General features: G+C 39.4%; 13 protein-coding genes. 5 read left to right on the top strand and 8 right to left on the bottom strand.

Features of this window, described 5'->3' with window-relative positions; all coding sequences use genetic code 11:
* Window positions 1-21: 21 nt before the first annotated feature.
* Genes murQ through rpmH form a run of 8 tightly spaced genes read right to left on the bottom strand, consistent with a single transcriptional unit; the run spans window position 22 to window position 7,414 of the window.
* Window positions 22-963 carry an N-acetylmuramic acid 6-phosphate etherase gene (gene murQ, locus ACWB0I_RS16140; RefSeq protein ID WP_479389110.1) on the bottom strand — a complete coding sequence of 314 codons (942 nt, stop codon included), beginning with the start codon at window positions 961-963 and terminating at the stop codon, window positions 22-24.
* A complete protein-coding gene (rsmG, locus tag ACWB0I_RS16135; protein WP_479389109.1) occupies window positions 956-1,624 on the bottom strand; it encodes a 16S rRNA (guanine(527)-N(7))-methyltransferase RsmG in 669 nt (222 codons plus the stop codon). The genes murQ and rsmG overlap by 8 nt, the downstream gene beginning before the upstream one ends.
* An 8-nt stretch (window positions 1,625-1,632) precedes the next feature.
* Window positions 1,633-3,486 carry a tRNA uridine-5-carboxymethylaminomethyl(34) synthesis enzyme MnmG gene (mnmG, locus tag ACWB0I_RS16130; RefSeq protein ID WP_479389125.1) on the bottom strand — a complete coding sequence of 618 codons (1,854 nt, stop codon included), beginning with the start codon at window positions 3,484-3,486 and terminating at the stop codon, window positions 1,633-1,635.
* 31 nt (window positions 3,487-3,517) lie between these two features.
* Window positions 3,518-4,891 (bottom strand): tRNA uridine-5-carboxymethylaminomethyl(34) synthesis GTPase MnmE, encoded by a 1,374-nt coding sequence (gene mnmE, locus ACWB0I_RS16125; RefSeq protein ID WP_479389108.1) that lies wholly within the window; start codon window positions 4,889-4,891, stop codon window positions 3,518-3,520.
* A gap of 5 nt (window positions 4,892-4,896) precedes the next feature.
* Entirely contained in the window at window positions 4,897-6,690 is a 1,794-nt protein-coding gene (gene yidC, locus ACWB0I_RS16120; protein ID WP_479389107.1) for a membrane protein insertase YidC, read from the bottom strand.
* Window positions 6,691-6,718: 28 nt separating this feature from the next.
* Window positions 6,719-6,928: a membrane protein insertion efficiency factor YidD gene (gene yidD, locus ACWB0I_RS16115; RefSeq protein ID WP_479389106.1), complete on the bottom strand. Its 210-nt coding sequence runs from the start codon at window positions 6,926-6,928 to the stop codon at window positions 6,719-6,721.
* 17 nt (window positions 6,929-6,945) lie between these two features.
* On the bottom strand, window positions 6,946-7,278 hold the full coding sequence (locus ACWB0I_RS16110; protein ID WP_479389105.1) for a ribonuclease P protein component: 333 nt from the start codon (window positions 7,276-7,278) through the stop codon (window positions 6,946-6,948).
* Entirely contained in the window at window positions 7,256-7,414 is a 159-nt protein-coding gene (rpmH, locus tag ACWB0I_RS16105; RefSeq protein ID WP_479389104.1) for a 50S ribosomal protein L34, read from the bottom strand. Before rpmH ends, ACWB0I_RS16110 begins: the two co-directional genes overlap by 23 nt.
* A gap of 423 nt (window positions 7,415-7,837) precedes the next feature.
* Here rpmH and ACWB0I_RS16100 point away from each other — a divergent pair, with 423 nt between their 5' ends.
* The 5 genes from ACWB0I_RS16100 to gyrB all read left to right on the top strand — a co-directional run bounded on the left by ACWB0I_RS16100 (window position 7,838) and on the right by gyrB (window position 13,569).
* Window positions 7,838-9,046: a dipeptidase gene (locus tag ACWB0I_RS16100; RefSeq protein WP_479389103.1), complete on the top strand. Its 1,209-nt coding sequence runs from the start codon at window positions 7,838-7,840 to the stop codon at window positions 9,044-9,046.
* A gap of 97 nt (window positions 9,047-9,143) precedes the next feature.
* The gene (gene dnaN, locus ACWB0I_RS16095) at window positions 9,144-10,265 is read left to right on the top strand and encodes a DNA polymerase III subunit beta (protein ID WP_479389102.1); all 1,122 of its coding nucleotides are present in this window, start codon (window positions 9,144-9,146) and stop codon (window positions 10,263-10,265) included.
* Complete coding sequence (gene recF / locus ACWB0I_RS16090; RefSeq protein ID WP_479389101.1) at window positions 10,252-11,373, top strand: DNA replication/repair protein RecF; 1,122 nt, start codon at window positions 10,252-10,254, stop codon at window positions 11,371-11,373. Before dnaN ends, recF begins: the two co-directional genes overlap by 14 nt.
* Window positions 11,360-11,650 (top strand): DciA family protein, encoded by a 291-nt coding sequence (locus tag ACWB0I_RS16085; protein WP_479389100.1) that lies wholly within the window; start codon window positions 11,360-11,362, stop codon window positions 11,648-11,650. The genes recF and ACWB0I_RS16085 overlap by 14 nt, the downstream gene beginning before the upstream one ends.
* 8 nt (window positions 11,651-11,658) lie before the next feature.
* Window positions 11,659-13,569, top strand: coding sequence for a DNA topoisomerase (ATP-hydrolyzing) subunit B (gene gyrB, locus ACWB0I_RS16080; protein WP_479389099.1), 1,911 nt, complete (start codon window positions 11,659-11,661; stop codon window positions 13,567-13,569).
* The last annotated feature ends 1 nt before the right edge of the window (window position 13,570 follow it).

Raw genomic sequence — 13,570 nt, 5'->3', positions numbered from 1 at the left:
TAAAGAATGAATCGCAGATAGTCACTTATTTTTATGATTATCTCTCTCCCAGGCCTGTAATGCCTTTTTCAAAAATCCTTCGTTTTGGTCGATGTATTTTTTGGCGACATCCACCGTTTCATTGGTTTTGGCAATAAAAATGGCGGTTTTTACGTGCCCCTTGGCGATGCGTAAACATTCACTTGCTTTTTCATACTCCACTTGCGCAGCCATCATAATAATCCTTTTGGAGCGCTCGACCAATTTTTTATTGTTCTGCTGCAAATCGATCATCATATTCTCATAAACTTTGCCTAATTTGATCATGGACACGCTGGTGATCATGTTTAGAATCATTTTGGTCGCTGTTCCTGCTTTCAGGCGTGTGGAGCCCATAATAACTTCCGGCCCCGGCACGGGACAAATGGCCACATCAACATCGTACTGCAAATCTTCTCTTGGATTACAAACCACAACAATGGTTTTTGCTCCCCGCTTTCGAGCCTCTTTGATTGCGCCTACAACATAGGGCGTTCTTCTGCTGGCAGCGATTCCACAGACCACGTCTTTTTCGTTGACACCCAATTCAGCCACATCCTGAGCCCCATATTCTTCATGATCTTCGTAACCTTCTACGGCGATAGTCAAAGCTTTGTACCCACCGGCAATGCGCCCAACCACCATTCCGGGATCAACGCCAAAAGTCGGAGGACATTCCACTGCATCCAGCACACCTAAACGACCCGAGGTACCTGCTCCAAAATAGCAGAGGCGACCCCCTTTTTTGAAAGCTTCGGTGACAATTTCAATCGCCTGGGCAACATAGGGCAATTCTTTTTCAACAGCATAAGCCACCTTTTTATCTTCATCATTAAAGACTTTTACGGCATCCAGGGTACTCATCACATCAATTTCCATGGAATTTGGATTTCGGCTTTCGGTTACCAAACCGGACAATTCTTTAAAGAGTTTTTTTTCATCCATAAATCTTCTCCACCTGTACTAAACACTTATTTTTTAAATATTCCTTATCAATTTTCAACAAACCCTGTAATGGCCAGACTAAAACAGAATAATCCTTTAATTCCTGGCCTTTCAATTCCTCCTGAAAATTCATTCCTTTCATGGTTAAAAGCTTTGTCCCCTGCTCCAGACTTTCTGCCAACAAATAAATGAGCTGCCCCAGGGGAGCCACTGCCCGGGCTACAATCCAATCAAAATCTTGCTGATTTTCAGTAGCAAATGTTTCAAACCGTTCACAAACCACAGTGTAATTCAACTTCAACTCTTTCTGCACCTGCCTGAGAAACAACGTTTTTTTACGATTGGAATCCAACAGCCAGACCGTCCACATCGGCTGAAGAATCGAAATAACCACACCCGGCAAACCGGCCCCGCTTCCTAAATCGAGTACCTTTAATCCCCGGCCATGAGCTCGTTCCCTTAAAACCTTTACATAAAAGAACGAGGGCAAAATATGGCGCTCCAGCACAAAATCCACATCGTTTTTGGAAATTAAGTGTATTTTTCGGTTCCATTCGGCAATTAACTGTGCATAATCTATTAATTGCTGAAATTGATCTTGCTCAACAGGTATTCCTGCCTCTTTAAGAACCGTTCTTAATAATTCAATTTTCTGTTTCACGTGAAACATCAAATGTAATTTTGTTTCGTTAAATAAATGAGTAAAACGGAAATATCCGCCGGTTTTACGCCAGAAATTCTGGCTGCCTGACCCAGACTTTCTGGTTTTATTTTCATTAATTTTTCTCTGGATTCCGCCGAAAGGGCCGTGATTTCATTGTAATTCAATGTTTCAGGGAGCTTTTGATTTTCCAGTTCTTTGAATTTTTGAATCAATTTCTTCTGGCGCTCTAAATAACCTGCATACTTAATATTGTATTCCACCTCCTGGATAGCATCCTTTAAAAATTCCTCCTTAGAAAGTAAAGGTAAAAGTGCTCGCAGTTTGATCTCCGGGCGCTTTAACACGATGGCAGCTTTAGTATTGTGTTGCAATGGCGCTGTTTTTGAAGCAAACAAATGATTAAATCGTTCTACGTCGATTACGTTCTCACTTATCAGTGATTCCAGTTTGTGTATGTCATTTTTCTTTTTTAAATATTTTTCGTACGTTCGGTCTTCGATTAGACCCAATTTTCTACCGTATTCCATTAAGCGCAGATCGGCATTATCATGGCGCAACAACAAACGAAACTCTGCGCTGGAAGTAAACATCCGGTAAGGCTCAGTATGGATTTTATTGATCAGGTCATCGATTAAAACACCGATATAAGCCTCAGAGCGATCGAGGATGAACGGCTCTTGCCCGCTTAAATTCCGTGCTGCATTTATCCCGGCCATAATTCCCTGCGCCGCCGCTTCTTCATAACCGGAGGTGCCGTTGATCTGTCCCGCGAAAAAGAGATTTTTTACCGCTTTGGTCTCCAACGAATGTTTTAACTGATGTGGGGGAAAGAAATCGTATTCAACCGCATATCCCAATCTCAAAATTTTTACCTTTTCCAGACCAGGAATGGACCGAATCGCTCTCTCCTGCACATCAGCCGGTAAACTGGTGGAAAAGCCATTGACATATACTTCTTCGGCCTGATAACCTTCCAGCTCAAGAAAGATTTGGTGCCGAGGTTTATCGGCAAAGCGATAAATTTTATCCTCAATAGAGGGGCAATACCGCGGACCGACTCCGGAAATCATACCCGTAAACATAGGAGAACGGCTGAATCCGGTGGCTAAAATTTCATGGGTTTTTTGGTTCGTGTAGGTGATGTAGCAATTGATCTGGTGCTGCGTAATTTTATCGGTTGAGAACGAAAAAGGCACGGGATGCTCATCGGGTTTTTGAACCTCTAAGAGTTCGTAATTAATGGTGTCTCTGTGTACTCTTGGTGGGGTACCTGTTTTAAGACGCCCGGCTTCAAATCCTAAAGCTTTGAGACTTTCCGTCATGCCCTCAACCGGTAACTCGCCTGCCCGGCCGGCTTTTAAACTGGAAAGTCCGATATAGATCACTCCATTTAAAAAGGTTCCGGCCGTTATAATGGCGGCGGAAGTTTTTATTTCTGTTCCGTCACTTAATTTTACACTGGTAACACAATTATTTTGTACGCCTATCCCCACAGCCATGCCTTCAATAACCGTTAAATTTGGGGTCGATTCAACGAATTGCTGAGCAACTTTTGCATAATACAAGCGATCGGCCTGAGCTCTGGGCGATTGAACCGCCGGTCCTTTAGAGGTATTCAACATCTTAAAATGAATTCCGGCTCTATCGGCAATCCTGCCCATAACTCCACCAAGGGCGTCAATTTCTCTAACCAGCTGACCTTTGGCCAATCCACCAATGGCAGGATTACAGGACATTAAACCTATTTTTTTCTTTTCCAGGGTGACTAGGGCTGTTTTAAACCCAAGCCGGGCGGCTACAACCGCAGCCTCTATTCCTGCATGTCCCCCACCAACCACAATAATATCAAATCGATTCATATTATTTGTTTTTTGTTTCACGTGAAACATCCTATTTTCCAATGCAAAAATTGGCGAAAATGGAGTTCAGAATGTCTTCGTTTGTAACTTCTCCGGTAATTTCCTTTAACACATTGACCACTTCTCGCAATTCCATGGCTACAAACTCATGTCCCACCTGGTCTTGAAGGGTCTGCAAGGCTTTTTGTAGCAACGTTCGGGCCCGTTTTAATAACTGGAATTGGCGCTCATTGTTAATAATAACTTCTTGAGATTCCGTGGTATGTATCAACTTTTTGATCTCATTCTTTATTTGATCGATGTTTATCCGCTCCTTGGCCGAAATTTTTATTAGCGGTTGCCCCTCAAAAGGTTTTAGACTTTGTTTTTCTAATCCAAGGTCTATTTTGTTGGCTAAGAAAATCACCTTCTCCTGAAATGATTTTAATCTTTCTATCAGGTAAAAATCTTCATCATTCAGTGACTGCGATACATCAAACAAAAAGAGAATTAGATTCACTTCAGCAAAAAGATTTTCTGCTCTTCTGATCCCCTCTTTTTCAAGCGCATCTGAGGCCGGTCTGATGCCTGCCGTATCAATAAATTTAACCAGAACATTTTCAAGATAGATTTCATCGTGTACAAAATCTCTGGTAGTTCCTGGAATATCGGAAACCAGAACACGATCTTTCTCTAATAAGGCGTTCATTAAACTGGATTTCCCCACATTGGGTTTGCCTGTTATTAATACTTTTACGCCATTTAACAACAACTTACCCTGTTGATAGCTTTTTAAATAATCGGCAATTTTTTGCAATAGTTCCTTGATTAATCCGGAAACCTGCTCATCATCAATAACCTCGATATCCTCTTCGGCAAAATCCAGGTTAAGTTCTAGTAATGAGATGGCTTTGATTAAGTTTTCGCGCAGCTTTTTAATCTCTAATGAAAAACTTCCCTCCAGTTGCCGGATAGCGTTTTGGAGAGCTTTTTCTGATCGCGCAGAAATAATAGAAGCAATGGATTCGGCCTGAACCAGGTCTATTTTGCCATTTAGAAAGGCGCGTTTAGTAAATTCTCCCGGCTCGGCTAAACGGCAACCATTGCGCAGGTAAAGTTCGATGATTTGTTCCGTAATCAACAGATTTCCATGGCAGCTTATTTCAATCACATCCTCACCGGTGTAGGAATGAGGTTTTTTGTACAACAAAACAATAACATCATCGATCAGTTCGTTCTGTTCGTTGACTAACTTCCCATAAAAAAAACGATTCTTTTCTCTGTTTAAAATTTTTTTATTAGAAAAGAATCGACTAGTGGTTTCGATCGATTTCGACCCGCTTACACGAATGACATGCACACTGCCCCCATTTAAACCGCTGATGGGGGCAATGATGGTGTCCTTGCTTAGATAATCAAAATGCATCTATTTTATTTCTTTGATTTTTTTCCTTTACCTTTCCCTGATACAGCGACAGTAACTTCTGCCTCTTTTGAACCACGATTGATATAAACTTGCTGAATGATGGTCAAAAGATTAAACATTGTGTAATATAAATTTAATCCCGATGGCAGTGTATTAAAAATCATCAACATAAAAATGGGCATTACGTAAACCATGGCCTTTTGTTTAGGATCCTGAGTCGTCATCTTTGATTGAAAAATCATGGTAACGGCCATTAAGATCGGCAATAAATTGAACTCATTGCCATAAAAGGGCAACGAGAATGGCAAATGCAACAAACCCTCCGAACGCGAAAGATCATTGATCCAGCCCGGAATAAACGGCGCCCCACGTAACTGAATCGTAGATCGGAAGACAATAAACAGAGCAAAAAGCAAAGGCATTTGTAAAAGCATGGGTAAACATCCGCCCATGGGATTGACGCCATGCTCTTTGTATAATTTCATCATCTCTTTGTTGAGACGTTGAGGATCGTCTTTGTATTTGGTGCGTAATTCGTTCATTAACGGCTGAATGCGCTGCATCTCGCGCATTGACTGGTAACTTTTTTTGGTCAAAGGATAGAGCAATAATTTAATCAAAATGGAAAATAGAATAATCACCAGACCGTAATTGGGAATAAAGCGGTATAAAAATTCAAGGATCGGTAAAATCAATAGACTGAAGAAGCGGAAAGTCCGCTCATACCAGCCATTATTTAAAACAAGAATATCCAGATCACGATTGTATTTTTTCAGAATATTGTAATCCAATGGCCCTAAGTAGTAACGAAAAGTATTGTTTGCCTTGTTATTGTAACGGGCATTAAAAGTTAAATCATATTTTCCAAAAACAAGATCATTTATTTTAATACCTTCTCCACCCAGTAACACCCCGTCAATCATGTTGTTTTCGTTACTTTGATTGATAATCGAAACCAAAAAATATTTTGTTCTAATGGATAGCCAGTCTGCCGAACCGGTTAAATTCAATGGCTTTTTTTCTCCCACATCTTTTATCTTATAATTTTCAAGTTCTTCTGCCATATAAACATAGGCTTGATTGTAACCATTATCATCACGCTGATTCGGTTCAGTTAAAGGGACGCCGTTTTCCCAGCCAATCTGATATTCATTGTTAAGCAAAAATTCTTCGGGATGCTCAAAATGGACCTGTACATCAAAATGGTATTGTCCGCCGTAAAAGATAAAAGTTTTACTGATTTTATGGCCCTGGTAATAAATGTAAAAGGTTAACCGATATTCTTCCCCTTTCTGTAAGTTTTTGTTAGTTAAGGATTGTTCTGTTTTAAACAGTAAATCTTTTGTATTAATAATATTACCATTTCGATCTAAAAAAGCAAAGTAAGCATTGTTATTCAAACCAGGATCGATAAAATTGACATAGGTAGAATCGTATTTTAAAAATTTTTTCAAATAAAAGGTCTTTAATAACCCCCCGCCTCTGTTAGTAAGTGTTACGCTAAAATTACCATTTTCAATAGTAAAGACGCTTTCTTCATCAGCCTGTTCAATATCTGCCTGATTGACATTCTTGAAAATTGTATCTGGTCGGGACATTACAGGAGAAACCGCTTTGCGCTTTTCAGGAACAACCTCCTGTGCTTCACGAACAGCTACTGTGCTATCGCTTTGTGTAGAATCTACCACGTTTTTAACAGGAGATTCCGGCCTGGGAGGCATCACCATTTGTTCGTAATATGGCATCAGAATAATAATGATGGCGATCAGTATTAAAGCGATTACTGAATTTCTATCCATTCCCATTTTATTAAATACCTTTCCAATTTCATTTTACAGGATCAAATCCACCAGGATGCCATGGATGACATTTACTTATTCTAACAATAGAATACCAACCGCCCTTGACAACCCCGTGCTTTTTAATAGACTCATACGAATATTCAGAACAAGTTGGGTAAAACCGACAAGAAGGCGGCGTTAAAGGTGAAATAAATTTCCGGTAAATTTTAATTAAAAATAAAAACAAATACTTCATTTTAAATCTAATTAAATCTAAAACTTATTAACTAATTCTTTTTCCAGATCACGATAGTTAAAATTAGCTTTGGATAAAAATAAAAATATCACTCTGTTATAATCCTTAAACAGAGTGATATTCTGGATAATAAAATTTCTGCTAATTCGCTTAATGTAGTTCCTCTTGACGGCAGAACCACAATTTTTTTTGACAATAATAGCTGCTCTTAACTTTTCTTTAATGGCTTTATTTTTGTTTAAAAAAACGATACCATATTTATGATGAATCTTTTTACTTTTATTTAAAACCTCTTGAATTTCATTCGACTTGCGAATGGTTACTATGTTAAGCGGACGGGATAAATTCATCGCTTACAGTTAATCTTTTTCGACCTTTTTTTCTTCTCCTGGATAACACAGCGCGACCAGCATGTGATTTCATGCGCGCTCTAAATCCATGCTTGTTGACTCTTTTACGATTATGTGGTTGATAAGTTCTTTTCATTTATTCAATCCTCCATGTATTATTTCCAAAACCCTTAATATATTTAATTTTATACTGAGAAAGCAAATTTTGTAAAAAATTTTATTAATAAATGTGCAATGTGGATAAAATTTTTCTCTTTAAACAACAACATCCTGTTTTTACATCTATTAGAGATTGTTTAATGCTGTGGGTAATTTTGTGGGTGTAAAAGGTAATAGCACCAACTTATTAACATGCAAGATTTAATTTTTTTTTTAGGTTCAAATTCAACGAATATATTGTGGAAAATAGGATTTCTTTTAATTGTTGGTTTTTAAATAATTACTGACGTTACCCACATATCCACACCACCTACTACTACAAACTTTATTTTCTTATTTAATATTAATAGATTAATATTCCAATAAAATCTGGCATTAATTAAAATATTAGGATGCATTCATGTTAGGTTTAGCCTTTTTATTCTATTTAATCCAATCCCTGTTTTCACAAGACTGGAACACCGAATCTATCAGGAAGTTTCATGACCAGGCCTTTGTTGCCGATTTACACTGTGATGCCATTGGACGATATTTAACAGGAGTCGATCTGGCAAAAGACAATTCCTCAGGGCATGTTGATCTTCCCAAATTAAAAGCCGGGGGAATTTATTTGCAGGTTTTTGCCTGCTTTTCACGCGCCCCTCAAAATCAGATCGAAAAATGGCAGTCAGCCAAAAAAGTGCTCAAGCAGATCGACGCTATTTACAATTTAGTTGGAAACAATAAGCAGCAATTGAAACTCATCACCAGCCCAAAACAAATCAATGTTCTCAATGAAGAAGGCAAAATCGGGGTTTTAATAGGTATTGAAGGTGGATATGCCATTGAGAATGAATTAGCCTTGTTGCGCAATTTTTACAGATTGGGTGTACGGATAATGACATTAACTCATTGGACCCACACGGATTGGGCCGATGCCTCTGGAGACAGTACCATTACTTATGGCGGACTTAATTCTTTAGGTGAACAAATCGTCAGAGAGATGAATCGTTTGGGAATGATAATAGATGTTTCCCATGTGCACGACGAAACGTTTTGGGATGTAATAAATATTTCGTCCAAACCGATTGTAGCTTCGCATTCCTGTTGCCGGGCTCTTTCTGAACACCATCGAAATTTAACCGATGAAATGCTCCAGGCATTGGCAGAAAATGGTGGAATGGTGGGCATAAATTTTGAACCCGGTTATTTGAATGCAGACTTCTGGAATGAACGAAATCGCTTAAAAAAAGAGATTTCACAAAAATGGGGCTTGCCGGAAGACGGAAGTAAAAGAAAACAGTTTAATGAAGCTCAGCGGCAAAATTATCGAAACGAGCTGAAACAGAAGACCGAAGAGTTACTGGAAAAATACCAGATTGATGTAAAATTGGTGGTTGATCATATCGAACATGTGATTCAGGTGACTGGTAGTATTGATCATGTTGGCCTTGGTTCCGATTTTGATGGCATTAGCACGACCCCGCTGGGAATTAAGAACGCCTCTTACATTCCAAATATTACGCGAGAACTAATCAGAAGAGGATATGCTCGAGAAGAGATCGAAAAAATTTTAGGACTAAATTTTTTACGTGTTTTTAAGCAGGTCAGTAAGGTCGGAAAGCAGTAAATTTATTAAAAATAACAGAAAAGATATTTAGAGCTTTCTTGCTAATTATTGAGCTTTTGCGTAAATTTTAATTTTATGAAAAATATTTGGAGGCACAATGGAATTTACGATTGAGCGAAACGAATTTTTAAATGCCTTGCAGCGTGTTATTAACGTTGTTCCTACTAAATCGGTTAAAGAAATTGTGTACAATGTACTGCTTATTGCAGAAGATGGAACCTTAAAAATTATTGCAACCGATTTGGAAATTACGCAAATCGCCTGGGCAAAGGCACAGGTTACTGAAGAAGGAGCAGTCGCTGTTCTTGGAAAATTGCTGTTAGATATTCTACGTGAAATGCCCGAGATCGAAATGAAGTTTCAGGTGGAAGAAAATTACCGCGTTCGTATTGAAACTTCCATGGGGCATTATAAACTGATTGGCGAACCCAGAACAGAGTTTCCTTCTGTACCGATGGTTGAAAAGGAAAATTCCATTGTTTTGCCCAATGCTAAGATGAAACGTATGATTGAACGCACGATTTTCGCCTGTTCCACTGAAGCTGCACGACCCGCCTTAACCGGGGTATTATGTCAGTTTAATGAAGATGAATATCGCATGGTGGCTACTGATGGGCATCGGTTGGTGCGTTTCATCAATAAAGAATTTAAAAATCCAGGTTTTTCAAAACAGTACATCGTGCCTACCAAAGCGCTTAATTTTGTGGCTCGTAATCTACCCGAAGAAGGCGAGCATCAGATTTTTATCAGCACACAACACATACTATTTGAATTACCAAACACAAAAATCTATTCCCGTTTAATTACGGATCCTTATCCGGATTATGAACGCGTCATTCCAGACTATTTTCAAAAAGAGATGATTATTAATCGTGAAGAATTAATCCATTCGGTGAAACGTGTCTCCTTGTTCGCCAATCCGATGACCTATCAGATTCGGCTGCAATTAAATCCAAATAATGTAACCATTTCGGCTCAGGACATCGACTTTGGAGGAGAGGCCAGCGAAACGATTCCCTGTCGTTTTGATTACGAACCTTTATTGATTGCTTACAATGCCAACTATTTTCTGGATTTATTAAGGCACATGGATGCCGAACAAATTCGACTGATGGTCGAAGATGCCGATGGTCCGGGCCTATTATTTCCGCTTGAGCAAGAAAAAGGAGAAGATATTCTAATGTTGATTATGCCAGTGAGGTTAAGTGAAACTGATTAATTTACAATTAACTAATTTTAGAAATATTAGCAAACTAAAGATAAACATCGAAAAAAACATTAACATTATTTTTGGAGGAAATGCTCAGGGAAAAACATCAATCTTAGAAGCCATCTATTTGTTGGGCATTACTAAAAGTTTTCGGGTAAATGACGATCGTGCGATTGTAAACAGGGAGCAGGATTTTTACGAAGTCGTAGGCGCATTTCAAAAAAACTCAAAAACTGAAATACATATCAGGTTATTCTTTTCCATCAAAGAAGGAAAACACATTTTTCTTGAAGGCGAAAGAGTTAAAACTTTTTCTACTTTCATTGGTAAAGTTCCCGTAATACTCCTTTCGCTGGAAGATTTGGAACTAACTTATGGAGCGCCGGCGTTCAGAAGAAAATTCATGGATATTTTGATTTCGCAAATAGATCCACTCTATTTGCAGTCATTAAAACAACAAGTCAAAATTTTAAAACAACGGAACAAAGTTTTAACATTGATCAGAGAAGGTGAACAACAGCAAAATGCTTTAATTCCCTGGGATTTACAATTGGCGGAACACGGCTCGTACATTTGTTTAAAAAGAGGCCAGATTTTAAATCAGATAAGCCCCATTGTCTCAGAATATTACCAAAAGATTGCGGGCGGTAATGAAACCATCGAGATAAAGTATCAGACATTTTTAGAACAACCGCTCTTGCAAAAAAAGGACGAAATAAAACAGAAATATCTAAGCAAATTATCGGAAAATAAGGAACGAGATATTGCCTATGGTAGTACTACAATTGGACCACATCGAGACGACCTGATTTTTCAAAAAAATGGTGTTCCCATAAAAGTTTTCGGATCACAGGGAGAGAATAAAACATTTTTAATCAGTTTAAAATTTGCCGAAGCCAAACTCATTGAAAAAAACATTAATGAACAACCCATTCTACTTTTGGATGATATTTTCAGTGAGCTGGACATGAGACGAATTCAGATGGTTGTGGAAAATATTCGGGACATGCAGTATCAAACGTTTATTACCACAACCGATGTCAAAAAATTTGATTCCCGTTTTGGGGATGTGGCTTTGTGGAATATCAGGGAAGGACAGGTTCATGAAGCGACATAGAGCAAAACCCATAGGCAATGTGCTACAATCAGTGCTTAAAGACTTAAACGCCTATGATGATTTCATTAAATTATGGGTCCTGCAAAACTGGAATGAGGTCATGGTAGAACCCATTTCTCGTATTTGTCGTCCCGTAAAATTCGAGGACAATGTGTTAATTGTTGAGGCCATCTCGGAATCCTGGGCCAACGAGTTGCAAAAATATAAAAAAGATATGATAGAGATATTGAACAGAAAATTTGACCAATTACATGTTACGGGTATTAAAATTGAATAGGTGTAAAAATGTCAGCTAAAGAATACACAGCAAAAAATATTCAGGTTTTAAAAGGTCTGGAGGCCGTACGGAAGCGTCCGGCAATGTACATTGGTGATGTAACGTCAAAAGGATTGCATCATCTGGTTTACGAAATTGTTGACAACAGCATTGACGAAGCCATGGCTGGCTATGCAACCAAAATCCTGGTCACCATCCATCCGAATGAATCCATCTCTGTAGAAGATGACGGACGTGGCATCCCGGTCGACATGCATCCTGTGGAGAAAAGGCCGGCCGTTGAGATTATTATGACCACCTTGCACGCCGGAGGCAAGTTCGACAAAAATACGTACAAAGTGTCTGGTGGATTACATGGTGTGGGCGCATCGGTGGTCAATGCCCTTTCCAGATGGTGCCGTGTAGAAATTTTCCGCAATCATAAGATTTATCAGCAATCTTATGAACGCGGTATTCCCAGTTCGGAATTGGAAATTGTGGGAGAAACAGAAAAACGCGGCACGAAAATTACTTTTTTAGCCGATGATGAAATCTTTAAAAAAGTTTCTTACAAATTTGAAGTTTTGGCCAACCGTCTGCGTGAGTTGGCCTTTCTGAACAGAAATTTGGAAATTACCATTACCGACGAGCGCACAAATCATCAGGAAACCTTCAAATATGAAGGTGGTTTAAAAAAATTTGTCGCCTATTTAGATGAAAGCAGAACCCCTTTGCACAGTGAACCGATTTACATCGAAGGCGAACGCGAAAACATTCCGGTAGAAATCGCCATGCAATACAATTCGGCTTACACCGAAAATATTTTGACCTATTGCAATAACGTGAATACCATTGAAGGGGGAACGCATCTTTCGGGATTTAAATCGGCCCTGACCAGAACGATTAACAGTTACGCGCAAAAGTACAATTTTCTGAAAAATAACGATAAAATCACCTTGACGGGCGAAGACGTACGCGAAGGATTGACCGCGGTAATTTCAGTTAAGGTGTCGGAACCGCAGTTTGAAGGACAGACCAAAACCAAGTTAGGCAATTCCGAAGTGCGCAGCGCCGTGGAGACCCTGGTCAATGAAAAGTTGTTTGAATTTCTGGAAGAAAACCCAGCCGTGGCCAAACCGATTATTGAAAAGTGCATCAGTGCGGCCCGTGCGCGCGAAGCTGCCCGTCAGGCCAGAGAACTAACCCGTCGTAAAACCGCTCTGGACAGCAGTTCGTTACCGGGAAAGCTGGCCGATTGTTCTTCCAATGATCCCAAAGAATCGGAACTGTATTTAGTGGAGGGTGATTCTGCCGGTGGTTCGGCCAAGCAAGCGCGCGATCGTCGTTTTCAGGCAATCCTGCCTCTCAAAGGCAAAATCCTGAATGTGGAAAAAGCCAGATTGGATAAAATCCTGAGTAATGATGAAATCAAAACCATTATCACAGCCATTGGCACTGGAATCGGTTCCGATAGTTTTGATATCGAAAAGCTACGTTATGACAAAATCATTATCATGACCGATGCCGATGTGGACGGAGCCCATATCCGAACTCTGTTGCTCACATTTTTTTACCGTTATATGGGAGAACTGGTGCAGCAGGGCAAAATATACATCGCACAACCTCCCTTGTACAAGATTAAAAACGGCAAGGATGAATATTACGCTTTTGATGATGAGGAGAAAGATCGGATCGTGCAGGAGCTGGGTGTGGATGAAAACAAACTGATGATTCAACGGTACAAAGGTTTGGGTGAAATGAATCCTGAACAGTTGTGGGAAACCACCATGAATCCGGAAACACGTACCATTTTACAGGTGAGCATTGAAAATGCCATGGAAGCCGATCAGATTTTTACAATTTTGATGGGAGAAGAGGTGGGCCCACGCAAAAAATTTATTGAAGAAAATGCTCAGTTTGTAAGAAATCTGGATGTTTAGT

This window comes from Caldithrix sp., assembly GCF_056497305.1.
The sequence above is the reverse complement of the archived record's forward strand: the minus strand, read 5'-3'. Positions and strand labels throughout refer to the sequence as shown.

Coding starts and splice junctions, on each gene's coding strand:
- mnmE (WP_479389108.1), bottom strand. CDS start 4,891: ATGCATTTTGATTATCTAAGCAAGGACACCATCATTGCCCCCATCAGC.
- ACWB0I_RS16100 (WP_479389103.1), top strand. CDS start 7,838: ATGTTAGGTTTAGCCTTTTTATTCTATTTAATCCAATCCCTGTTTTCA.
- rpmH (WP_479389104.1), bottom strand. CDS start 7,414: ATGAAAAGAACTTATCAACCACATAATCGTAAAAGAGTCAACAAGCAT.
- mnmG (WP_479389125.1), bottom strand. CDS start 3,486: ATGAATCGATTTGATATTATTGTGGTTGGTGGGGGACATGCAGGAATA.
- gyrB (WP_479389099.1), top strand. CDS start 11,659: ATGTCAGCTAAAGAATACACAGCAAAAAATATTCAGGTTTTAAAAGGT.
- yidC (WP_479389107.1), bottom strand. CDS start 6,690: ATGGATAGAAATTCAGTAATCGCTTTAATACTGATCGCCATCATTATT.
- murQ (WP_479389110.1), bottom strand. CDS start 963: ATGGATGAAAAAAAACTCTTTAAAGAATTGTCCGGTTTGGTAACCGAA.
- ACWB0I_RS16085 (WP_479389100.1), top strand. CDS start 11,360: ATGAAGCGACATAGAGCAAAACCCATAGGCAATGTGCTACAATCAGTG.
- dnaN (WP_479389102.1), top strand. CDS start 9,144: ATGGAATTTACGATTGAGCGAAACGAATTTTTAAATGCCTTGCAGCGT.
- yidD (WP_479389106.1), bottom strand. CDS start 6,928: ATGAAGTATTTGTTTTTATTTTTAATTAAAATTTACCGGAAATTTATT.
- ACWB0I_RS16110 (WP_479389105.1), bottom strand. CDS start 7,278: ATGAATTTATCCCGTCCGCTTAACATAGTAACCATTCGCAAGTCGAAT.